Source organism: Bacteroides sp. 4_1_36 (assembly GCF_003466325.1).
Lineage (GTDB): Bacteria > Bacteroidota > Bacteroidia > Bacteroidales > Bacteroidaceae > Bacteroides > Bacteroides uniformis.
The window spans coordinates 37566-59780 of sequence record NZ_QSOX01000001.1 but is presented as its reverse complement, the minus strand read 5'-3'; the positions used below and the strand labels follow the sequence as shown (position 1 = coordinate 59780).

17 protein-coding genes are annotated in these 22215 nt (G+C 46.6%); 11 read left to right on the top strand and 6 right to left on the bottom strand.

The window, feature by feature from the left end:
* Positions 1-8 precede the first annotated feature (8 nt).
* Positions 9-2312, top strand: a complete 2304-nt coding sequence (locus tag DXD65_RS00250) for an ABC transporter permease (RefSeq protein WP_005827699.1) — start codon at positions 9-11, stop codon at positions 2310-2312.
* A gap of 151 nt (positions 2313-2463) precedes the next feature.
* On the opposite strand, the gene DXD65_RS00245 is transcribed toward DXD65_RS00250, so the two are convergent.
* Complete coding sequence (locus DXD65_RS00245) at positions 2464-3819, bottom strand: MATE family efflux transporter (RefSeq protein ID WP_117887239.1); 1356 nt, start codon at positions 3817-3819, stop codon at positions 2464-2466.
* Positions 3820-3937: 118 nt separating this feature from the next.
* On the opposite strand from DXD65_RS00245, the gene DXD65_RS00240 reads away from it, so the two are divergent.
* From DXD65_RS00240 to DXD65_RS00230, 3 genes are read left to right on the top strand one after another with little or no spacing between them, the layout of a single operon-like run.
* Positions 3938-4585, top strand: a complete 648-nt coding sequence (locus DXD65_RS00240; RefSeq protein ID WP_005837215.1) for an HAD family hydrolase — start codon at positions 3938-3940, stop codon at positions 4583-4585.
* Positions 4586-4639: 54 nt separating this feature from the next.
* The gene (panB, locus tag DXD65_RS00235) at positions 4640-5461 is read left to right on the top strand and encodes a 3-methyl-2-oxobutanoate hydroxymethyltransferase (protein ID WP_034523185.1); all 822 of its coding nucleotides are present in this window, start codon (positions 4640-4642) and stop codon (positions 5459-5461) included.
* Positions 5442-6419, top strand: coding sequence for an MFS transporter (locus DXD65_RS00230; RefSeq protein ID WP_009038365.1), 978 nt, complete (start codon positions 5442-5444; stop codon positions 6417-6419). Before panB ends, DXD65_RS00230 begins: the two co-directional genes overlap by 20 nt.
* Here DXD65_RS00230 and DXD65_RS00225 read toward each other — a convergent pair.
* Together DXD65_RS00225 and DXD65_RS00220 are read right to left on the bottom strand one after the other, a co-directional pair.
* Positions 6395-6766, bottom strand: coding sequence for a diacylglycerol kinase family protein (locus tag DXD65_RS00225; RefSeq protein WP_008664485.1), 372 nt, complete (start codon positions 6764-6766; stop codon positions 6395-6397). The genes DXD65_RS00230 and DXD65_RS00225 overlap by 25 nt on opposite strands.
* 16 nt (positions 6767-6782) lie before the next feature.
* Complete coding sequence (locus DXD65_RS00220; RefSeq protein WP_008664486.1) at positions 6783-9002, bottom strand: RelA/SpoT family protein; 2220 nt, start codon at positions 9000-9002, stop codon at positions 6783-6785.
* Positions 9003-9107: 105 nt separating this feature from the next.
* On the opposite strand from DXD65_RS00220, the gene DXD65_RS00215 reads away from it, so the two are divergent.
* Together DXD65_RS00215 and purT are read left to right on the top strand one after the other, a co-directional pair.
* Positions 9108-10625 (top strand): DUF4301 family protein, encoded by a 1518-nt coding sequence (locus DXD65_RS00215; protein ID WP_117887238.1) that lies wholly within the window; start codon positions 9108-9110, stop codon positions 10623-10625.
* Positions 10626-10763: 138 nt separating this feature from the next.
* A complete protein-coding gene (purT, locus tag DXD65_RS00210) occupies positions 10764-11930 on the top strand; it encodes a formate-dependent phosphoribosylglycinamide formyltransferase (protein WP_005827720.1) in 1167 nt (388 codons plus the stop codon).
* 69 nt (positions 11931-11999) lie between these two features.
* Here the strand turns inward: purT and DXD65_RS00205 are convergent, their stop codons facing one another.
* Entirely contained in the window at positions 12000-12494 is a 495-nt protein-coding gene (locus tag DXD65_RS00205; RefSeq protein WP_005827722.1) for a PepSY-like domain-containing protein, read from the bottom strand.
* An 83-nt stretch (positions 12495-12577) separates the two neighbouring features.
* Positions 12578-13411, bottom strand: coding sequence for a 4-(cytidine 5'-diphospho)-2-C-methyl-D-erythritol kinase (gene ispE, locus DXD65_RS00200; RefSeq protein WP_009038366.1), 834 nt, complete (start codon positions 13409-13411; stop codon positions 12578-12580).
* 297 nt (positions 13412-13708) lie between these two features.
* Between ispE and dnaB the strand changes: the two genes are divergently transcribed.
* Positions 13709-15280, top strand: a complete 1572-nt coding sequence (dnaB, locus tag DXD65_RS00195; RefSeq protein WP_008664493.1) for a replicative DNA helicase — start codon at positions 13709-13711, stop codon at positions 15278-15280.
* Between the two features lie 157 nt (positions 15281-15437).
* Here the strand turns inward: dnaB and DXD65_RS00190 are convergent, their stop codons facing one another.
* Positions 15438-19910 carry a translocation/assembly module TamB domain-containing protein gene (locus DXD65_RS00190; protein ID WP_117713684.1) on the bottom strand — a complete coding sequence of 1491 codons (4473 nt, stop codon included), beginning with the start codon at positions 19908-19910 and terminating at the stop codon, positions 15438-15440.
* A gap of 204 nt (positions 19911-20114) precedes the next feature.
* Here DXD65_RS00190 and tsaD point away from each other — a divergent pair, with 204 nt between their 5' ends.
* From tsaD to rpmG, 4 genes are all read left to right on the top strand, one after another.
* Positions 20115-21137: a tRNA (adenosine(37)-N6)-threonylcarbamoyltransferase complex transferase subunit TsaD gene (tsaD, locus tag DXD65_RS00185; protein ID WP_117713683.1), complete on the top strand. Its 1023-nt coding sequence runs from the start codon at positions 20115-20117 to the stop codon at positions 21135-21137.
* A gap of 13 nt (positions 21138-21150) precedes the next feature.
* The gene (locus DXD65_RS00180) at positions 21151-21618 is read left to right on the top strand and encodes a CinA family protein (RefSeq protein ID WP_009038369.1); all 468 of its coding nucleotides are present in this window, start codon (positions 21151-21153) and stop codon (positions 21616-21618) included.
* Positions 21619-21739: 121 nt separating this feature from the next.
* Positions 21740-22000 carry a 50S ribosomal protein L28 gene (rpmB, locus tag DXD65_RS00175; protein ID WP_004291052.1) on the top strand — a complete coding sequence of 87 codons (261 nt, stop codon included), beginning with the start codon at positions 21740-21742 and terminating at the stop codon, positions 21998-22000.
* A gap of 20 nt (positions 22001-22020) precedes the next feature.
* Positions 22021-22209, top strand: coding sequence for a 50S ribosomal protein L33 (gene rpmG / locus DXD65_RS00170; protein WP_002560155.1), 189 nt, complete (start codon positions 22021-22023; stop codon positions 22207-22209).
* The last annotated feature ends 6 nt before the right edge of the window (positions 22210-22215 follow it).

The window sequence follows — 22215 nt, the reverse complement described above, 5'->3', positions numbered from 1 at the left end:
AGGAAATTATGAGGCGGCACATTTATTATACATTACAAAGCTTGTTGCACAAGCAAGGTTCCAATGCCATTAAGATTGTATCTTTGGCATTGGGACTGCTGATGTCTGTATTTCTATTTGCACGGATTGCATTCGAGTTGAGTTTTGATAACTTTTATCATGATTCGGATAACCTTTATATTGTGAAGACGGGTTGGTTGAAAAATGGAGTGTTGGAAGGTAACGAAAGTCGCTTTACCATCATTCCGATTCCGGCTGCCATTGCCGAAGAGTTTCCGGAACAAGTGGAAAGTAGCACAGTGAGCTGTTCTCTTTTTGATAATAGTTTCCAGTTGGGTGAGCGCCAATTAGATATGTCCACGGTGATGGCAGATACACTTTATTTTTCTGTACTCGGTTTGGAGATGATAGAAGGCAATCCACAGGATTTGGCGGGTCCGGATGTCGTATTCCTTTCCGCCAAGTCAGCAAAGGAGGCCTTCGGTGACGAAAATCCGATAGGGAAAACACTGCGTTATGATTTTTGGGGATATCAGACTACACTGCTCGTGAAGGGTATCTTTGCCGATATTCCGTTGAACACTTCTTTGGAGAGGCGTCCAGAGGCAATCATTTCCTTTCCTACTATAGGGCGGCATCTGAAGTGGGACCTGGGTTGGCAGAGCGGCGGAAACTACGACGGTTATCTCAGGCTGCGCAGTCCGCAGGATGCTGATTGGCTGAATGAGCGTATGTCCATAGCTATTGCCCGTCATATTCCACCGGAAAGTGGTTTAGAATTGAGCGTACGTATTGTCCCTATCCATAATCTGCATGTCGAGACTCCTCAAGTACGGAAGATGATTTGGATTATGTTCTTCCTGGGTATCGTGCTGCTTTTTACGACCGCATTGAATTATGTACTCGTTTCCGTGGCTTCGCTGACACAGCGTGCCAAGGCCATCGGTGTACACAAATGCAGCGGTGCTTCGGGAAGTAGCATCTTTTCCATGTTCATGGTAGAGACTGCTATAGTAGTAGGGCTTGCCTTGCTGCTCATTGGACTGCTGGTGTATATTTTCCACGAAAAAATGGAAGAATTGGCAGCTGTACCTCTCAGTGCTCTTTTTGACTGGCAGAATCTTTGGGCACCATTGTCGGTGATACTGTTACTGTTTATTTTAGGTGGTTGCCTGCCTGCCATGCTTTTCGCTCGTATTCCGGTGACACAAGTGTTCCGCCGCTACACTTCCGGGCGTCGTGGCTGGAAACGGGTACTGCTTTTTGTTCAGTTCATCGGAGCGGCATTCATTCTGGGGATGATGCTGATGGTCGTTTCACAGTACAGTTATGTAACGACGCGTGACCGTGGTTGGCGTCCTGAACGTGTGGCATATACCACCCAGCGGGAAGTGGATGGCAATAGCCTGCGTAGTCTTGTCGGCAGTTTGCCTTATGTGGAAGGGGTTGCTTCGGCAGAACGCCCTATATTGTGGTTCGGTTCTAACCAGCCAATTCTTGACAATCAGGGTAACGAGCTTTTCTATCCTCGTAATACTTGGTTCGACAGTGATTTTCTTCCTTTCATTGGTCTGAGACTGAAAGAGGGGCATAACTTGACGGGAGAAGGTCAGTTGCTTGTCAACAGTGTCTTTTATGAGAAGATGAATTGGACAGACAGCCCCATAGGCAAGCGGGTGAATGATTATGGCACTGTTGTCGGGCTGTTAGACAGTTTCAGTTTTGCCGATATGCCCAACGATAATTTGCCGGTGATGGTGGAATGGACGGGGAAGACAGCTGCCACCCTGCATGTTCGCCTCAAAGAGCCATTGGATGAAAATCTCGCCCGCCTCAATGAAGAGATGCATCGGATTTATCCTCAGAAAAGCCTCGTATTCCGTTCGGTGGAGCAGGAAATGCGCAGTTATGCCGAGTCTGTACGGGTATTTCGTGATGTCACCCTGCTGGTTTCATTGACCATACTCTTTATCATTCTGATGGGACTGATAGGCTATGTGAATGATGAAATCCGCCTGCGTTCAAAAGAGATTGCCATTCGTAAAGTGAATGGAGCGGAGACGGAAAGTATTTTGCTGTTATTGTCAAGAGATGTGCTTTGGCTGGCCATTCCGTCTGTCGCCATAGGTATTGGGGGAGCATGCCGGGCCGGAAAGCTTTGGGCGAGCCAGTTCTCTGATGTTGTGCCATTCCCTATAGGCGGATATATTCTTGTAGGTTGTCTGTTGCTGTTGTTTATCGTTGCTACCGTGGTATTGAAGGCATGGTGCATTGCCAATGAAAATCCGGTAAAGAGCATCAAGAGCGAATAAAGTTGCCGCAACATACATCATGCGTTTGGGGTAGACAGACCATCTGTTTGGGGCGAATAGATGATGTGTTTGGGCTGAATGAATGATATATTTTCGAACAATTTGTTTGTTATAACATAAAATGCAATATTTGCAGTAGAATAAATCACTTTCACCTCGCTTTTTCGGTAATTCCTGTGGGTAATCTCTTTACATATATCCACAATGCCACCGCTGCCGTTACAAAAGCAAAGAAGTCCGATACCGGCATACATATCCAGATGCCGTCCAGCCCAAAGTAATGCGGGAATATCAGTAGTCCCGGCAACAGATACAGTAATTGGCGTGTCAGCGACAAGAAGATACTGATTTTCGCCTTCCCGATGCTTTGGAAGAAATTGCCGATGACAATCTGTGCACCTACCAGCGGGAATATGGCTACGGCAATGCGTACGCCTCTGGAAGCAATATCTATCAACTCTTCATCACTGGTAAAGATGGCAGATATGGCATGGGGGAACAATTCGCAGATAAGGAAGCCGGTACTGGTGATACATACTCCGGCAATGATGGTCAGGCGCAGGGTAGCCTTCACACGGTCGTGCTTTTGCGCACCGAAGTTATAGCCTACAATCGGTTGCATTCCCATCGTCAGCCCCAATACAATCATTACATAGAGTACCAGCAGTCGGTTGATAATGCCATATGCCCCGATGGCCATATCGCCTCCGTACTGTTGGAGGCTGTTGTTTACGATAATCACAATGACACATGCCGTGACGTTCATCAGGAACGGTGACATACCGATGGATAATATACTGCTGATGATGCGTTTCTTCATCTTCCAGAACCCCCGTTCCAGACGTACCACACTTGTCTTTTGCAGGAAATGGCTCACTACCCACACCATGCCGATGAACTGCGAGATGACCGTTGCCGTTGCAGCTCCCCGTATTCCCCAGTCAAATTGGAAGATGAAAATGGGAGCGAGGATTATGTTGCAGACTACCGTTACCATAGACGTGAGCATCGCTTTCTTGGGATATCCCGTGGCACGCATGATATTGTTTAGGCCAATCATGGTATAAGTGACGGGGGTACCCAGTAATATCACCTGCATAAAGTCGCGGGCATATGGCAACGTATCATTGCTGGCACCGAAGAAGCGCAGGATGTCATCCAGGAATATAAATGAGATGCCGCCGAATATGAATGCATTGACCAGGCAGAACATCAGTGTGTTTCCCAGGACTTCGGTAGCCCCGTCCAGGTCTTTCTGTCCCAACCGGATGGACGAAATGGTGGAACCGCCTGCCGATACCATCGTACAGAAAGCCACGACCAGGTTCATCAGAGGGAAGGTGATGGCAAGTCCGGCAATGCCCATAGGACCTACGCCATGACCGATGAAAATGCTGTCGATGATGTTGTACAACGAAGTAATCGTCATGCCTATAATGGCCGGAATGGAGTACTGCACAAGCAGTTTGCCAATACGTTCGGTTCCTAATATATGCGCGTTGTTCATTTGATATGAGTCAATTAAGGAGCACAAAGGTAAGAAATATTTGTTTGATTCGCAGATTATTCCCACCTTTGTACACTATAATGTTTTGGTATTAACAGATTTAGGTAAAAGAAAGTTTATGGACACAACAAAAGCAACCGCCGTACTTTTTGATTTTGACGGCGTGGTGGTAGACACGGAGACACAGTACAGTCACTTCTGGCATGAAATGGGAAAGCAGTATTTGGGTATGGATGATATTGAAGGCAGGGTGAAGGGCCAGACGCTGGTCTATATTTATGATACCTTTTTTCCGGGCATGGCGAAGGAACAGGCCGAAATTACCGAACGGCTGAACCGCTTTGAACAGGAAATGTCATTCGACTTTATTCCCGGAGTGCTTGACTTCATTGCCGACCTACACCGGAATGGGGTGAAGACTGCCGTAGTGACCAGCTCCAACGAAGCGAAGATGGCAGCTGTCTATCGGGTTCATCCCGAAATAAAGACTCTTTTCGACCGTATCCTTACGGCCGAGATGTTTACGGCTTCCAAGCCTGCACCGGATTGTTTTCTGTTGGGTATGGAGGTTTTCGGCACAACTCCCGACACCACATATGTATTCGAGGATTCCTTCAACGGGCTGAAAGCCGGCATGGCTTCAGGAGCTACCGTTATAGGGTTGGCAACCACCAATTCCCGTGAAGACATAGCTCCGTTGTGTCATTATGTATTGGATGACTTTCAGGGATTCACTTACGATAAATTAACTCAATTGTACAAGTAATCAGAAAAAGGATTACCTTTGCGCCGAAAATTAAATTGAGTAATTGTAAATACTATCATGGGTTATATTTCAGACGACACTCGTAAAGTGACTACACATCGCCTTATCGAAATGAAACAGAGAGGCGAAAAAATATCAATGTTGACATCATACGACTATACTATGGCGCAGATTGTGGACGGTGCCGGGGTAGACGTGATTCTGGTGGGAGATTCCGCTTCCAATGTAATGGCAGGCAATGTCACCACGCTTCCCATCACGCTCGACCAGATGATTTATCATGGCAAATCCGTGGTTCGCGGTGTGAAGCGTGCCATGGTCATTGTCGACATGCCTTTCGGCTCTTATCAGGGCAACGAACTGGAGGGATTGGCTTCCGCTATCCGTATTATGAAAGAAAGCCATGCCGACGCCCTCAAACTGGAGGGAGGCGAGGAAATCATCGGTACGGTGAAGCGTATCCTCAGCGCCGGTATTCCCATCATGGGACATCTCGGACTGATGCCCCAATCCATCAACAAGTATGGAACATATACGGTCCGTGCCAAGGATGATGCCGAAGCCGAGAAACTGGTACGCGATGCGCATTTGCTGGAAGAAGCCGGATGCTTCGGACTGGTATTGGAGAAGATTCCTGCCGCATTGGCTGCCCGCGTGGCAAGCGAGCTGACTATACCCGTTATAGGCATCGGTGCCGGTGGCGATGTGGACGGCCAGGTGTTGGTGGTTCAGGATATGCTGGGTATGAATAACGGTTTTCGTCCCCGTTTCCTGCGTCGCTATGCCGACCTGCATACAGTGATGACGGATGCCATCAGCCGTTATGTTTCCGATGTGAAGAATTTAGATTTCCCGAATGAGAAAGAACAGTACTAACAAACTCATGACACTCAATTTTTGGCGGATGTGTACGGCAAATCTGTTGCTGTTCATATCCGTCTATATGCTTTTCCCTTTGCTTCCTTTTGTGATGGGAGAGCAGTTGGGTGTTTCCGTCGGGCAGGCGGGCAGCATGTTTCTGGTCTTTGCGGTGGCCATGTTTGCTGTCGGTCCTTTCCATGCCTATCTGGTCGATGAATATAAAAGGAAACACGTGCTCCTTTACTCCGCACTCATTATGCTGGCGGCTGTTCTGGGATATGCCTTTGTGGATGGTTATACGAAATTTCTGCTGCTTGCCGCTGTGCAGGGAGCATGTTTCGGGCTGGCAACCACAGCGGGCATTACGGTGGCCATCGACATAACGACTTCCGCGCGCCGCAGCGCAGGAAACATGGTATATGCATGGGCTGCACGCTTGGGCATGCTGGTGGGTGTTGTGTTGGGCATTGGAATGTATAAGATGTATGGTTTCCGTATGGTGACCTATCTGTCCGTAGCGGCCGGACTGGCTAGCATATTTTTCGCATCGAGGGTATATGTGGCTTTCCGTGCTCCGATAGGCGTGTCGTTGTGCAATATGGACCGCTTCTTATTGCCGCGTGCATGGGTACCTGCCATCAATATGCAGTTGATTGCTTTTGTACCGGGAGCGTTGCTGCCACTGATGTTTGTGGGCGATTACTGGTCATTGGCGGCATTGGCTGTATTGGTGTTCATTACAGTCCCGTTCATGAAGATGTTCGTCAAGCTGTCGCACCATTGCCAGCGTGGAACGGCAAACACCACTTGCCATTTGTTCATGGAGGCAGGGCTGCTGGTGGGCATGGCTGTGGCTTGCCACCTGATGGACAAAGCGCAGATATACCATGTGGCGTCTGTTGCTGCTATGCTTGCCGTATTTTTCTTTGTACTTCTGACCTATCCTTATTATAAGAAGAAGCGGGTGAGGTAAGGGATAAATACAATCAATCCTATAATGGCCGCCGTTGCAGCACATACCAGTACTGCTCCGGCGGCTATGTCTTTTACTTGCCCTGCCACGGGATGCTGTTGGGGAGACACCAGGTCGACCAGCTTCTCAATGGCGGTATTGAACAGTTCGGCTGCTATCACCACTCCGATGCAGAGAATGATTATCATCCACTCCATGCGGGTAATGCCTAAAACGAATCCTGCAATGACTACCACAGCCGTAACTATCAGATGGAAGCTCAGGTTCTGTTCTTTTCCTATGCAACACCGGATACCTTTCCAAGCATATCCGAAACTGCGCAACTGCTTTTTAAAGTCGTACTTCATGGATTATAGTTGTTGCTTAATTCCTTGAAACCTGTTTCACTCCCTTTACTGTTCTCAGTTTCTTGACGAGCGCTTCCAGATGTCCCGTATCGCTCACCATGATGGTCAGTGTTCCGGAGAACAGCCCGTCATGCGAGTCAATGCCGATGCTTCTCAAAGTAATGCCCGTTTCTTTGGAAATGATGGAAGTGATGTTGGTCACGATGCCGATGTCATCGTGTCCAACTACGCGCAGGGTGATGGGGTACTGTGTACCTTGTGACTTTCCGGCCCAGCGTGCCTTCACGATACGGTAGCCGAAACGTGAGTGCAAATCACTGGCATTGGGACAATCGCAACGGTGTATCTTGATACCTCCCGTCACACTGACAAAGCCGAATACATCATCTCCATAGATGGGATTGCAGCAGCGTGCCAACTTGAAATCCAATCCTTTCAGATTTTGATCAATGACCAGTACATCTTCTTTGGTACCTATCTCTTCCGGTATGCCTTGTTGAAGGTTATAGCCTTCAGCACTGCGGTAGACAATATCGTCGCGCGTATCATTTTCCCGTCTTTGCTGTTCCTGGTATTTGTCTATAATCTCGTTGACATCCAGTTCTTCATCGGCTATGGCTTGATAGAAGTCGGTCACTATCTTGAAACCGAGGCGCTTGATGAGGCGCATCATGGTTCCTTCATCATACTCTATCTTCCGGTTCTTGAACTTGCGTTCCAGGGTTTCCTTAGCGAAGGCGTGCTGGCGTGCAGCCATTTCCTTCAATGCCTGGCGTATTTTGGTGCGTGCCTTGGAGGTGGTTACGATGTTCAGCCAGTCCTGCTTGGGCGTCTGCGTATTCGATGTCATTATCTCCACCTGGTCACCGCTATGCAGCATTTGCTTCAGCTGTACATTCTTGCCGTTCACTTTTGCACCGATACATTTGCAGCCCAGTTTGCTATGGATGTGGAACGCAAAATCGAGCACGGTGGAGCCTTTGGCAAGTTTGAACAAATCACCTTTGGGAGTAAATACAAATACCTCGTCTTCGTACAAATCCAGTTTGAACTGGTCCATCGTTTCCAGTCCGTTGCTGTCCGAGCTCTCTAAGGCTTCGCGTACGGAAGTCAGCCATTCGTCAAGACCAGATTCACCTTTCACTCCTTTGTATCGCCAATGGGCGGCCAGGCCTCGTTCGGCAATATCATCCATGCGTTCGGTACGTATTTGTACTTCCACCCATTTGCCTTCGGGGCCCATCACGGTGATGTGCAGTGATTCATATCCGTTGCTTTTAGGTACGGACAGCCAGTCGCGTAGCCTTTTCGGGTTAGGCTGGTACATATCTGTTACGATGGAGTAGGCCTGCCAACATTCCAGTTTCTCCTTTTCCAGGCAAGAGTCCAGGATGACGCGGATGGCGAACAGGTCATACACGCCTTCGAAGGGGCATTTCTGCTTCTTCATTTTCTGGTAGATGGAGTGGATGGACTTGGTGCGTCCTTTGATATGGAACTTCAGTCCGGCTTCTTCGAGCTTCTTCTGTACCGGTGCAATGAAGGCGGCAATGTACTTGTCACGCGATGCCTTGGTCTCATTCAGTTTTTCCTTGATATGGTAGTAAACGTCCTTTTCTGTGTATTTCAATGAGAGGTCTTCCAGTTCCGACTTCAATTTGTACAGACCCAGCTTATGGGCAAGGGGCGCATAGAGATAAGCCGCTTCGTTGGCTACCTGCCGACGGGCTTCATCGTTCTTGCAATCCTTTATCTGCCGCATGATGTTTACGCGGTCGGCAATCATGATGAGAATGACACGCATGTCTTCGGCGAAAGTCAGCAACAAGTTGCGGAAATTCTCGGACTCGATGGTAGGGCTTTTGGAATAAAGTTCGTTTACACGTATCAATCCCCGGATGATGCCTGCCACATCCTCGCCATAGATTTGCTCCACTTCCAAAGCGGTGCAAGTGCCGCAGCGCACGGAGTCGTGCAGCATGAGCCCCAGGATAGAAGCACGCTTCATTCCGATTTCTTCCGCTACAATGACAGCCGTCTGCATATCTTTGATGACGGGATTCAAACCGAATATATCACGCTGGATACGGTTGTTCTGTATAGTATTGACAAGATGTGTTTTCAGCTTTTTGCAGTCCCCCTTCTGGAGGGTTTCTCCGGAAAGTTGCAACAGTTTGCGGTAGAGCGAGAAGAGTAAATCTTTCTCTTTGATAGTGAAAAATTCATCAGTTTCCATAATCGTCCGTATTTTATGCTTCAAAGGTAAGTTTTTTCTTCATTTTCTTGACGGCAGTTCTGCTTTTTTTGTATTTTTGGGCATGAATTAATAAAACAAGATATTATGATAACACCGCAAGACAAAGAGTTGCTCGAAAATAAAGGCATCTCCGAAGAACAAATAACCGAACAGTTGGCTTGTTTCGAAAAAGGTTTTCCATACTTGAAGCTGTCTGCCGCCGCTTCTGTAGAAAAGGGTATACTGGCTCCGAATACGGATGAACAGAAGAAATACCTGGATGCCTGGGAGGCATATACACAAACCGATAAAGTGGTGGTGAAGTTTGTGCCTGCTTCGGGTGCTGCCAGCCGTATGTTCAAGAACTTGTTTGAATTTCTCGGGGCAGACTATGACACTCCCCAGACAAACTTTGAAAAGACTTTCTTTGAGAAAATAGAGAAGTTTGCCTTCTATGATGACTTGAATACCGCTTGCCAGAGGACTGCCGGAAAGGATATACCGACTTTGGTTGCCGCTGGAAACTACAAGGCGGTTGTTGCTGCCTTACTCGAAGGGGCCGGACTGAACTATGGTGCTCTGCCCAAAGGATTGCTTAAGTTCCATAAGTATGAAGACGGTAGCCGCACGCCGCTGGAAGAGCACTTGGTAGAAGGAGCATTGTATGCTGCCAATAAGAACGGTAAGGTGAATGTGCATTTCACGGTTTCGCCCGAACATCGTGCCTTGTTCAAGGCTTTGGTAGACGAAAAGGCTGCCGCTTATGCAAAGAAGTATGGGGTGGATTATAACATCTCTTTTTCGGAACAGAAGCCGGGCACCGATACCATTGCCGCCGATATGGAAAACAAACCCTTCCGCGACAATGGCAAATTGTTGTTCCGTCCCGGCGGTCATGGCGCCTTGATTGAAAACTTGAATGACCTTGATGCGGATATTATCTTCATAAAGAATATAGACAATGTGGTACCCGACAAGCTGAAAGGTGACACCGTATTATATAAGAAACTGATTGCCGGTGTGCTGGTAGCGTTACAGCAGAGAGCGTTTGCTTATCTGCAGTTGCTTGACAGCGGGAAGTATACACACGAGCAAATTCTTGAAGTTCTGCAATTCCTGCAGAAACAACTCTATTGCAAGAATCCGGAGACAAAGAATCTGGAAGATGCCGAGTTGGTTATATATCTGAAAGAGAAGCTGAACCGTCCGATGCGTGTTTGCGGTATGGTGAAGAACGTAGGCGAACCGGGCGGAGGTCCGTTCTTGGCATACAACAGTGACGGTACTATCTCTCTGCAGATTCTGGAAAGTTCGCAGATTGATATGGACGACCCGGAAAAGAAGGAAATGTTTGAAAAAGGTACCCATTTCAATCCGGTGGATTTGGTTTGCGCCGTACGTGACTATAAAGGACATAAGTTCAATCTTGTGAAGTATGTGGATAAAGCGACGGGGTTCATCTCCTATAAGTCCAAGAACGGCAAGGACCTGAAAGCGCTTGAACTTCCCGGTTTGTGGAACGGAGCCATGAGTGATTGGAACACAGTATTTGTAGAAGTGCCTCTGACTACATTCAATCCGGTAAAGACGGTGAATGACTTGTTGAGAGACCAGCACCAATAAGAGGATTTACTATTAGACGATTTACGATGTACGATTGGGATTGCTTTGGCTTGTGGCGGTTTATTGTCTAAAGTAACTCTAATCGTACATCGTACGTCGTCAAATCGTAAATATATAAAATTGTAAATAAAAGAATTGATGAAAAAGATTTTATTGTTAGGTTCCGGTGAGTTGGGCAAGGAGTTTGTTATTTCCGCCCAACGTAAGGGCCAGTATATCATTGCTTGCGACTCGTATGCCGGAGCGCCTGCCATGCAAGTGGCAGATGAATGTGAGGTATTCAGCATGCTCGATGGAGATGCTTTGGAACGTGTAGTACGCAAACACCAGCCGGATATTATTGTTCCGGAAATTGAGGCTATCCGTACGGAACGTCTGTATGATTTCGAGAAAGAAGGCATTCAGGTAGTGCCCAGTGCACGCGCCGTGAACTTTACCATGAACCGTAAAGCCATACGTGACCTTGCAGCTAAAGAGCTGGGATTGAAGACTGCTAAATATTTTTATGCCAAATCTTTGGATGAACTGAAAGCTGCTGCTGAAAAGATAGGTTTCCCGTGTGTGGTGAAACCGCTGATGTCCTCTTCCGGTAAAGGCCAGTCTCTCGTAAAGAGTGCCGACGAACTGGAGCATGCCTGGGAGTATGGCTGTAATGGTAGCCGTGGAGACATCAAAGAACTTATCATTGAAGAGTTCATCAAGTTCGACAGTGAGATAACACTGCTCACCGTAACACAGAAGAATGGTCCGACCTTGTTCTGCCCGCCTATCGGCCATGTACAGAAGGGTGGGGACTATCGTGAAAGCTTCCAGCCTGCCCATATTGACCCTGCCCATCTAAGGGAGGCGCAGGATATGGCAGAGAAAGTGACCCGTGCCTTGACCGGTGCCGGATTGTGGGGAGTGGAATTCTTTCTCAGCCATGAGAACGGTGTCTATTTCTCCGAACTCTCTCCACGTCCGCACGATACGGGTATGGTAACCCTGGCCGGAACCCAGAATCTGAATGAGTTTGAATTGCACTGTCGTGCGGTGCTTGGTCTGCCTATCCCTGGCATCAAGCAGGAGCGTATAGGAGCCAGTGCTGTCATCCTTTCTCCGATAGCCAGTCAGGAACGTCCCAATTATCGTGGCATGGAAGAGGTTACGAAAGAAGAGGATACTTATCTGCGTATTTTTGGTAAGCCTACTACCCGCGTAAACCGCCGTATGGGTGTAGTGCTGTGTTATGCACCTCTTGACAGTGATCTTGACACGCTGCGCGACAAAGCGAAGCGTATTGCTGATAGGGTAGAGGTATATTAATGATTAGTGATGTATGATTGGTGATTTGTTGATGAATGGATATCATTAACAAATCACCAATCGTCAGTATTAATCATTGAAAAAGAGTCCGGGATAAATCTCTCCTCCAAGTTCTGTTACATCGAGGCTTTGTAATAGTTTTCCATCCGGAGCATAGAACAGTTGGAATTCTTCATCGGAATTGTATTGTTCCACCTCAATTATTATCACTGTGGGATGTTTGGGAAAGGTGATGATTCTTATATCCCTTAATCTCATGCCGGTCATTGTACTGCTCATGAATGCTTCTGCCACGGGAGCCGGCACTTTTTCCAGTGACTCTACATCCGTTTCAGTCATAACCCACTCCGCTTGTTTATTGAACCAGACATCAATTTCCTGACCATCTGCAATAAATTCTGCCACGTAGCAACCGGCCATTTGCTCCCATTCTACATCCGTTGCTTGAGGATAGAGCGTTTGAAAAGCTGTTTGTATATTTGCAGGAAGACGTCCTTCCGCAAAAGCGGACACCGACAGCAAGGCAAGTAGTCCTGCCAGAATACAGAATTTGAACTTTTTCATAATCAAGGTTGTTTTGAGTTTTCTGTAAGAACAACCTTGTTGTATTTTTGTTTCCGGAAATCAGTATATTGGTTGATACATTTTTAAATATCAGTGAACCGGCCTTTGTATACAAAAGCTTTTTCTCCGAAATCCACTTCCGGTAATACGGCATCTTCCTTGAATAATCCGTAAACAGATGACCCCGAACCACTCATGGAGGCATATACAGCTCCTTGCCGGTACATCTCTTCCTTGATTTCTCCAATAGCCGGGAATTGGGGGAATACGCTTTCTTCAAAGTCATTGACCATTCGTCCGTTCCATTCTTCTACGGGAAGTTGGGCAATTTCTTTCAGGGACATTTCCGGATGATGCGGTTTTATTTTTGCAAAGGCATCCCGTGTAGAGACGAAAATGTCCGGCTTCACCAACCATATCCGATATCCTTTCAGTGAGAGGGGAAGGGGAGAAAATATGTTTCCGATACCTTCTGCGTAAGTCGGACGGTTTTTGATGAAGAAGGCACAATCGGCACCCAGCTTGGCGGCATACTCTTCCAGAGTGTCATCCGGCAGTCCGAGTTCAAACTTATTATTCAGAAGCTTCAGCATGAAGGCTGCATCGGCCGAACCGCCACCCAGTCCGGCTCCCGAGGGAATATGCTTGAAGAGATGAATATCTACCGGAGGAAGGTTGAACCGGTCATCCAGTAACTTGTAGGCTTTCACTACCAGGTTACTCTCTGCTTCTCCCTCAATTTCCAGACCTGCTTGATGCAGACGGAACTTTCCGTTTCCTTCGTTCAAGATATTTATTTCCAAAGCATCTTCTATGGGAACCGGATAGAAAATGGTTTCCAGATTATGGTATCCGTCCGGACGCTTTTCTGTGATATTCAGTCCCAGGTTTATTTTGGCATTTGGAAAAGTCAGCATGGCGTTGAAAATTAAGAATTAATAATTTAAAATTAAAAGGAGAAGCTATTGGAGTGCAGCTTCCGAAGACAAAGTTAGTGATTTCTGTTCATAGTAGATTGAAAACTTAACAATGATTTATTTACTGCTTATAAATAAATTCGCTTATCTTTGCCATACGAGCGAAGATAGGCTGCACCTCAACATAACTTTTTCATGCAAGCATGAAAGTTATGTATTCGGTTTGCACTATCTTTGCTTTCCCTTTCTAAAAGGGAAATTCATTTAATTTTTAATTTTCAATTTTTAATTCTTAAAGTGGCAGAACAAAGAAGAACATCCCGTACTCCGAAAGGAAAGGCACCACAGCCCGTAACAGACTACGGACGTATCCAGCCGCAAGCGCCGGAGCTGGAAGAAGCTGTCTTGGGAGCCTTGATGATTGAGAAGGACGCTTATTCGCTGGTAAGTGAAATTCTTCGTCCGGAGTCATTCTATGAGCATAGACATCAGTTGATATATTCCGCTATTACCGATTTGGCCGTGAATCAGAAGCCGGTCGATATCCTCACCGTGAAGGAGCAACTTTCCAAGCGGGGAGAATTGGAGGAAGTGGGCGGCCCGTTCTATATTACCCAACTCAGCAGTAAGGTGGCATCTTCTGCACACATCGAATACCATGCACGTATCATTGCACAGAAAGCTTTGGCACGTGAACTGATTACTTTTACCAGCAATATCCAGAGCAAGGCTTTCGACGAGACGCTGGATGTGGACGACCTGATGCAGGAGGCCGAAGGAAAACTGTTCGAGATTTCCCAGCAGAACATGAAGAAGGATTATACACAAATTAATCCTGTCATTGCCGAAGCCTATGATTTGATTCAGAAAGCTGCTGCCCGTACCGATGGTTTGAGTGGCTTGGAAAGTGGGTATACCAAGCTGGACAAGATGACTTCCGGATGGCAGAAGTCCGACCTCATCATTATTGCAGCCCGTCCTGCCATGGGTAAAACGGCGTTCGTACTTTCCATGGCAAAAAACATTGCCGTGAATTTCCGCAATCCCGTAGCACTGTTCTCGCTTGAAATGAGTAACGTGCAGCTGGTGAACCGTCTGATATCCAACGTGTGCGAGATTCCGAGTGAGAAAATCAAGAGTGGCCAGTTGGCGGACTATGAATGGCAGCAGTTGGATTACAAACTGCGTGACTTGCTGGATGCTCCGCTTTATGTGGACGATACGCCTTCTTTGTCGGTATTTGAACTCCGTACGAAAGCACGGCGTCTGGTACGTGAGCACGGAGTGAAGATTATCATCATCGACTACCTTCAGCTGATGAATGCAAGCGGAATGTCTTTCGGTAGCCGTCAGGAAGAAGTTAGTACCATTTCGCGTTCATTGAAAGGTTTGGCCAAGGAGCTGAACATTCCTATCATCGCTCTGTCGCAGTTGAACCGTGGTGTGGAGAACCGTGAAGGCGAGGAAGGCAAGCGTCCCCAGTTGAGTGACCTTCGTGAATCCGGTGCCATCGAGCAGGATGCCGATATGGTGTGCTTCATTCACCGTCCCGAATATTACAAGATTTATACTTCTGCCGATGGCAGTGACTTGCGCGGTATGGCGGAAATCATCATAGCAAAGCACCGTAACGGTGCTGTGGGGGATGTGCGTCTGAGATTTATCGGACAGTACACCCGTTTCCAGAATCCGGAGGATGATATGGTTATCCCACCTCCGACGGAGGGTGGAGGAGCTACATTCGGTTCACGTATGAATGCGCCTATTGGAAGTACGGCAACACCGCCACCTCCATCGGCTGCTGATTTTCCGCCACAGACGGACAACCCGTTTGGAGGTGTGGGGTCGGACGGGCCATTACCTTTCTGATGTATTTTTATGGCTACACCCTTTGCCTTGAATGCCTATACCATCGTAGAGTGATGGCTACACCTTTAGGTACAAAGGGTGTAGCCATGTTAAATACTGTATTTGAGCCTATTTACTTATTCTAAAACCTTCAATGTGGACAGTAAGAACGTCAATTTTACTTTTGCTCCCTTTTCCGTTTTGATTGTGCCTCAGGCATCTGCTGTTCTGTGTTTATTTTATCAGTGGATAGAGTATCTTGTTTTATTTCTTGTTCCTTTCTCAGCCGGTTGAGTTTCCATCTGTTCCAGAAAAGGAGCTCACTCCATTTGTTGAAATCCTTTTTGAAGATAATGCCAATACCTTGTGTTGTCAGATTTGTCCGGGTGTAGTAGCGGTCGTTCGTTTCGTTGTACGCTTTCAGGCGGATGTCTCCGGAACGGTTGACGAGCCATTCCGCTTCAAAGTCTCCCACAAAATTGGTATTTGCCATCGGATTGTCACGATAGCCAAAATTACCATTGATAAGTAGTCGGTTATTCAATAATTGTCCCGAAAGCATGGTCTCGAACTCCATGTCTGTCCAGCCTCTTTCACCGGTACTGAAATTGGTGCCGAAGTTCCAGTTATTGACATCGAGAATGTTTGATAAAGCGTTATTCAACTGTCCGGAAAGGGTGGATGAAACAACACTGGACATCATATTCGAATTCTGGGTGGCTCCCAAGTTTTCCGGGGTATAGAACTTGCCGATAGCCAACAGATAGAGTATCTGCATGTTCATTTGCTCGTCAGTAGGAATATAGTTACGGACAATGGCCTGCACTTCATCGCGTTCGTTGGGCAGCTCGATGTCGAATTTTACATCGGGTGAAGTCAATTGTCCGGTAAGGTCCATCATACAGTTCACTTTTACATTTGTTTGGCTGATGTAGCCGGAGGTTGCCTCGTTGGGCATTAGGTCATTTAAGGATGCTGAGTTGACCGTATAGCCTGCTTTTATGTCCAGAGTGGCATCCAGCGGCGAACCGTTGAATGTAATGGTACTTCCATCCCTGATAATAAAGTCCTTTCGGATAACCTCTTGCAGACTGAATTTATAGACTCCCTGGCTTATCCGGTAACTGCCGAACATTTTTACATCTCCTTTATTGAAGAACTCAGTACGGATATTTCCGGTTCCCCGTCCACTGATATAGTCGCCGGCGATAGGGTCCATGATAATCTTCATGGTAGCGTCGGGGGTGGCGTCTACCAAGAGATTCAGCCGGATGTCAGTGTCGCTCTCTTTCTCTTCCTCGATTTCCTTTTGGGCAATCTCGTAGTCGGAAAGGCGAACAGAGTCTTGTACGGCACGGCGTGGCGTCTTGTCCACAAACTTGATGAACTGGTTGCTGACTGCTGTAGATACGTTATCCTTTATATAGGTAAAGGTGGTGTTACGATTGGTAGTCATTGCAACGTCAATGTTAACGCCATCTTGGGCATTACCGGCAATAGTGGCATTCCCCGTACCGTAGACGGTGCCGTAGAAGGGATAGTCCGGTGATTCTTTGGTATTCATCACCAGCATGTCGTTGACATTGAAATTGAAACGGTACTCCAGGTTCTTGAAATGCTGATAGTGCAGATAGCCGCTCATGCTGCCTTGATGCCCTTGCGTGTCGAAAATGCGGTTGTTGCGGAAGGTCAACCCGCCGGGCTCGATGTAGATGCTGTCTTTGACGGAGAAAGTGGTGTTGAGCACGTCTACCTTCATGGAAGCATCGCCGAATACACGCCCTTCCATGGTGAGAGCCTTGAATTTGCCATAGAAATGTACATGGCCGGTGGCACGTCCGTTGAATTCGGGCGTGATGCTGCTCATATAATGATGTATAAACTTCAAGTTGGTACCGCCCGCTTCAATTTGGAGATCCAATGAACTGGTGGGCTTCAAGGGATAGACATAGCCATACACATGGCTTTTGGCGATATCTTTCTCCCTGATATGGGCATCCAGATAGATGCCCTTCACGTCGTGGTGCCATTCTCCGTGTATGTTGGCATCACCCAGCAAGCCTTCGTTCAATCCGAGGTTGCGGATAAACAAGTCGGTGCTCATGACGGGGTTTTCCAGTACTCCGCTGGCGAAAGCCGGACCGGTGGCTTCTCCTTTGAAATTGACTCCGAGGTCTGCAATGTCGAACACATAACCGATGTTGATTTCCTTCAAATCCAGACGTACTGTATCTTCGGGATGTGGTGAAACGATGCCATTGATACGCAAGTGCCGGTCTTTATGGCTGAAGTAGAAATCATTGACATACACTTTGCCGGAGTCGAGTACTACCTGGGAAGGATGTATATCCCACAGTGTATCGTTCAGTATCACGTTGGTGGGCTGGACATCAATGACGGTTTTTAAGGGGGGAAGTTTCCTCTTGCTTTCATTCGCTTCTTTCTGTTCACGGATGAAGTGGGCGACGGCGGCGAGTTTCCCGCTGTAGGTTACAGTGCTGCTGTTACCCCAGTTCAGCGTGGTCTGTATGCTGTTGTTCTGGGCTTGCGCTTCTAAAGCTATATTGACAGCGCCGCTTGATTTGCGGTTGCTGAAGCGTAGGCGTGTATGGAACTGGTCACCGGGATTCTCGCAAAGGAACATTCCGGATTCGATGAATTTGTTTTCATAGCGGAGACGGGGAAAATAGCCTTCTACACGGAGTCGCTGTGCCTTGTCATTGAAGTATCCTTTAATGGTGGAATGGGTATATACTTTTACCGGAATCTGAAAGACGGTGGAGAGTAGTTCCGTATTGTAAATGTGCATGTCGAAATGGAAATTGTTCTCCGTCTCTATGGGTTTCTTGTCTGGCAGAATCAAGGCGGGGATATAACGACGCATGATATTCAGTACACTGGCAGGCAGGGTACGATAAGAATAATCGCCTTCTATGCGACCTTGGAGAAAGTTGGATTGGATGGTCAGCCGTTTCTGGTCTTCGCTTTCTCTGATGGCGGATATCTTCAGATTGTCCAGGAAGTATTGTGTTTCCGGAGCTGCGAACAGTAAGCTGTCAACGTTGATTTCACCGTTCATCTCGTCAATGGAACCGCCGGTGAAGTCAGCCTTGACTTTGACTGATATTTCCGTATCTTCATAGTTGGGTGTCAGATGTAGGGCATGAGGACGAAATTTGTCGATGCTTGCCTGAAAGTTGAAAGTCGGTACCCGACTGGCGGTATTGATGGTACCGTTCAAAATAACAGAACCATTGGTGTCATCCAAGGCGACTTTTCCCGTGAAGCCTCCCTGCTTGTATTCTCCATCCAGGGTGATATTTTCGTAATTGTAGTCGCTGTAATCAATGGAGGCAACCAGCCCTTTCAGCAGTACGGATGGGTATTGGTTTTCGTAATGGCTGCTGTTGACATCCAGATTGAAAGTTACTTTACCCAGTTTTTTGTTACCCAGCATCTTGCCCAGCTCAAACTCTTTGGTTTTCACTGCACCGGAATAGGCAAAATAACCTTTATCTTTGTTAGAACTTAGTTTTACGTCAGTTTGGATGGTTCCGATGTCAGTGCGTACTTGTCCGTAAGTTACGAGGTCTGTGAAGTAGCCCGATACTTCTCCACGGAAGGAAACCGTTCCTAAGTGTTGCAGGACGGGAGGTACTCCATTATAGTTCTTGCTGAAATTCCGGACAAAGAAGGCAATTCCTTCCGGGTCTGCGTACAAATTGGACAAATTGCCGAATATATAAGCATTTTCCGGATGGGAAAGGTCTTGTAGTGATACGTCTCCCCTCAGATAAAAATGATTTCCGACAGAGACGGAAAGGTGCGGGCAATTCAGTTGATTGACAGTGCCGTCCGTCTGTACCTCTACTTGCAATTTTTCCTTGAAGGAACCAAAAGCCGGAACAAAAGCCGATAAATCCTGCAAGGCGATTTGAGAGGGCAGCAAATGGAATGAGAAACGGACATCTTGGGCAAGATTGTCAAACGCCCCCAGACTGTCATAATCCATGTGTATAGTATCCATTGCCAAAGAGGTGTTGGGGAGGTCGATGGCGAAATTTTCGATTTTCATCCGTTGGTCATTGCCGATAACCTTTAGGCTTAGTTTCTTCAATTCAAATCCGGAATGTTCTTCTTCGATGCTCAGACGCTTGATGGCGGCATTGATAGAATCATTTTGCAATGCTTTTAGGGAGATGTTTGCAATAATGTTACGCAAGCGGAGATGCTGTGGATTGAACTTTCCCGGAGTCTCTTTCTCGGACAGCACATCATACGAAACCTTTCCGCGGCGTATCAGTAAGGAATTGATACGGAGATCCAGGTTGTTTTTCTTTTGAACCGTATCTTTGGATGCGAATGCGTCGAGTACAAACTGAAAATTAGGTTTATCCTTGGGAGTCTGCTTGTTCAGATTGATGTTAAAGCCGAACAATTGTATGTTACTGATGGATATTTTGCCGCTGAATAGGGGGAGAATATCGAATTTGGCAGAAAGACGGGTCACCTTCAGCATTTCCTTGCCAGACTGGTCGTCCAGGAGCAGGTCGTCGATGATGATGCGGTTCAGCAATCCTATGTTTATTCGCCCAATGGAAATCTTGCTGTCCAGTATGGAAGCCAGTTCATTGGCAACAAATACAGACATTTGTCGCTGAACGGATGGAATGTTCAGCAACAATATGGTACCGATATACAATCCCAATACAATACCGAGTACCCAGCGTACTGTTTTTTTTAGCTTTCTGATAGGCGGTTAATTTTTATAATCAGCCAACAAAAATATGAAATAATACGTTATGAATCGTACTTTTATCACTACTTTTGCAGCGTTTAAACGTAAATAAACATTATGAGTACAATAATCTTGGGAATAGAATCTTCTTGTGATGACACTTCTGCAGCTGTCATCAAAGATGGTTATCTGCTTTCGAATGTGGTGGCCAGCCAAGCTGTGCATGAAGCATACGGCGGGGTAGTGCCTGAACTGGCTTCCCGCGCGCACCAACAAAATATAGTTCCGGTAGTGCATGAGGCATTGAAACGCGCCGGAGTAACCAAAGAGGAATTGAGTGCTGTGGCTTTTACACGTGGACCGGGATTGATGGGGTCATTGTTGGTGGGGGTATCTTTCGCCAAAGGGTTCGCCCGTTCATTAGGTATTCCTATGATTGATGTTAATCATTTGACTGGTCATGTGTTAGCTCATTTCATTAAAGCAGAAGGTGAAGATAATGTGCAGCCGGAATTTCCTTTCCTCTGCTTGCTGGTTTCCGGTGGAAACTCACAGATTATCTTGGTGAAAGCCTATAACGATATGGAAATTTTGGGGCAGACCATTGATGATGCCGCCGGTGAAGCCATTGACAAATGCTCGAAGGTAATGGGATTGGGATATCCGGGTGGTCCGATTATTGACAAACTGGCTCGGCAAGGTAATCCTAAAGCCTTCTCGTTCAGCAAACCGCATATTCCAGGGTTGGATTATAGTTTCAGCGGACTTAAGACCTCGTTTCTTTACTCTCTGCGCGACTGGATGAAGGACGACCCCGATTTCATCGAACATCACAAGACGGATTTGGCGGCATCACTGGAAGCTACCGTTGTAGATATCTTGATGGATAAGTTGCGCAAAGCTGCCAAACAATATAAAATAAAGGAAGTGGCTGTTGCAGGAGGCGTTTCTGCCAATAACGGATTGCGTAATGCTTTCCGTGAGCATGCCGGGAAGTATGGTTGGAAAATATTTATTCCGAAGTTCAGCTACACAACGGATAACGCTGCCATGATTGCCATTACCGGATACTTCAAGTATGTGGATAAGGATTTTTGTCCGATGGAAGCACCTGCTTATTCACGCGTAACTTTAGGATAATATATAATAAGGTATGAAGTTGGAAGAAAAGGTAGGAGAGCTGCTGAAAGCAAAGAAATTGTCCCTTTCCACCGCAGAAAGTTGTACGGGTGGAGGGATTGCCGCTCTGATTACTTCCGTTCCCGGCAGTTCGGAATACTTTAATGGTAGTATAGTGGCGTATTCCAATGAAATAAAGATGTCTTTGCTGCATGTATCTGCCGAAACTTTGGAAAAACATGGAGCAGTAAGCCGCGAAACTGTTACAGAAATGGTGAAAGGTGCGATGAAAACGCTGAAAACAGATTGTGCAGTGGCTACTTCCGGTATTGCAGGTCCTGGAGGTGGGACTCCGGAAAAACCAGTGGGTACGGTGTGGATAGCTGCTGCCTATAAAAATGAAATAGTTGCCATGAAGCAGGAGGGGGACGAGGGAAGAAAGGGAAATGTGGAAAAAGCAATTCAAAATGCCCTTTTGTTGCTTTGTGAGAAGCTGAAATGAGGAAAAAATGCTATCATACAGTGAATTATTTTAAGAAAAACTTGTTTGGTAACGATAAAAGTGCTTACTTTGCGCTCTGTTTGAAATAGGCAAAAAAGAAAACTATAAAATTAAGATAGAAATGTCAAAGATTTGTCAAATTACCGGAAAGAAGGCCATGATTGGCAACAATGTTTCACACTCAAAGAGAAGAACAAAGAGAACCTTTGATTTGAACTTGTTTAACAAGAAGTTCTACTATGTAGAGCAGGATTGCTGGATCAGCCTTAGCATTTGCGCTAATGGTTTGCGCATTATTAATAAGAAAGGACTGGACGCTGCTTTGAAAGATGCGGTAGCTAAAGGTTATTGTGATTGGAAAAGCATTAAAGTTATTGGCTAAAGTAGAGGAGAATACTGATTATGGCAAAGAAAGCAAAAGGTAACAGAGTACAGGTGATTCTGGAATGCACAGAACACAAGGATAGCGGTATGCCGGGTACTTCTCGTTATATTACGACGAAGAACAGAAAGAATACCACAGAGAGATTGGAGTTGAAGAAATACAATCCGATTCTGAAGAGAGTGACAGTACATAAAGAAATTAAATAATAAATC

Excerpts from the sequence above, each read along its gene's own strand:
- DXD65_RS00220 (WP_008664486.1), bottom strand. The coding sequence starts at position 9,002 with ATGGAAACTGATGAATTTTTCACTATCAAAGAGAAAGATTTACTCTTC.
- DXD65_RS00240 (WP_005837215.1), top strand. The coding sequence starts at position 3,938 with ATGGACACAACAAAAGCAACCGCCGTACTTTTTGATTTTGACGGCGTG.
- rpmB (WP_004291052.1), top strand. The coding sequence starts at position 21,740 with ATGTCAAAGATTTGTCAAATTACCGGAAAGAAGGCCATGATTGGCAAC.
- DXD65_RS00215 (WP_117887238.1), top strand. The coding sequence starts at position 9,108 with ATGATAACACCGCAAGACAAAGAGTTGCTCGAAAATAAAGGCATCTCC.
- DXD65_RS00190 (WP_117713684.1), bottom strand. The coding sequence starts at position 19,910 with ATGTCTGTATTTGTTGCCAATGAACTGGCTTCCATACTGGACAGCAAG.
- DXD65_RS00205 (WP_005827722.1), bottom strand. The coding sequence starts at position 12,494 with ATGAAAAAGTTCAAATTCTGTATTCTGGCAGGACTACTTGCCTTGCTG.
- rpmG (WP_002560155.1), top strand. The coding sequence starts at position 22,021 with ATGGCAAAGAAAGCAAAAGGTAACAGAGTACAGGTGATTCTGGAATGC.
- DXD65_RS00225 (WP_008664485.1), bottom strand. The coding sequence starts at position 6,766 with ATGAAGTACGACTTTAAAAAGCAGTTGCGCAGTTTCGGATATGCTTGG.
- DXD65_RS00245 (WP_117887239.1), bottom strand. The coding sequence starts at position 3,819 with ATGAACAACGCGCATATATTAGGAACCGAACGTATTGGCAAACTGCTT.
- ispE (WP_009038366.1), bottom strand. The coding sequence starts at position 13,411 with ATGCTGACTTTTCCAAATGCCAAAATAAACCTGGGACTGAATATCACA.
- DXD65_RS00180 (WP_009038369.1), top strand. The coding sequence starts at position 21,151 with ATGAAGTTGGAAGAAAAGGTAGGAGAGCTGCTGAAAGCAAAGAAATTG.
- DXD65_RS00230 (WP_009038365.1), top strand. The coding sequence starts at position 5,442 with ATGAGAAAGAACAGTACTAACAAACTCATGACACTCAATTTTTGGCGG.
- purT (WP_005827720.1), top strand. The coding sequence starts at position 10,764 with ATGAAAAAGATTTTATTGTTAGGTTCCGGTGAGTTGGGCAAGGAGTTT.
- tsaD (WP_117713683.1), top strand. The coding sequence starts at position 20,115 with ATGAGTACAATAATCTTGGGAATAGAATCTTCTTGTGATGACACTTCT.
- DXD65_RS00250 (WP_005827699.1), top strand. The coding sequence starts at position 9 with ATGAGGCGGCACATTTATTATACATTACAAAGCTTGTTGCACAAGCAA.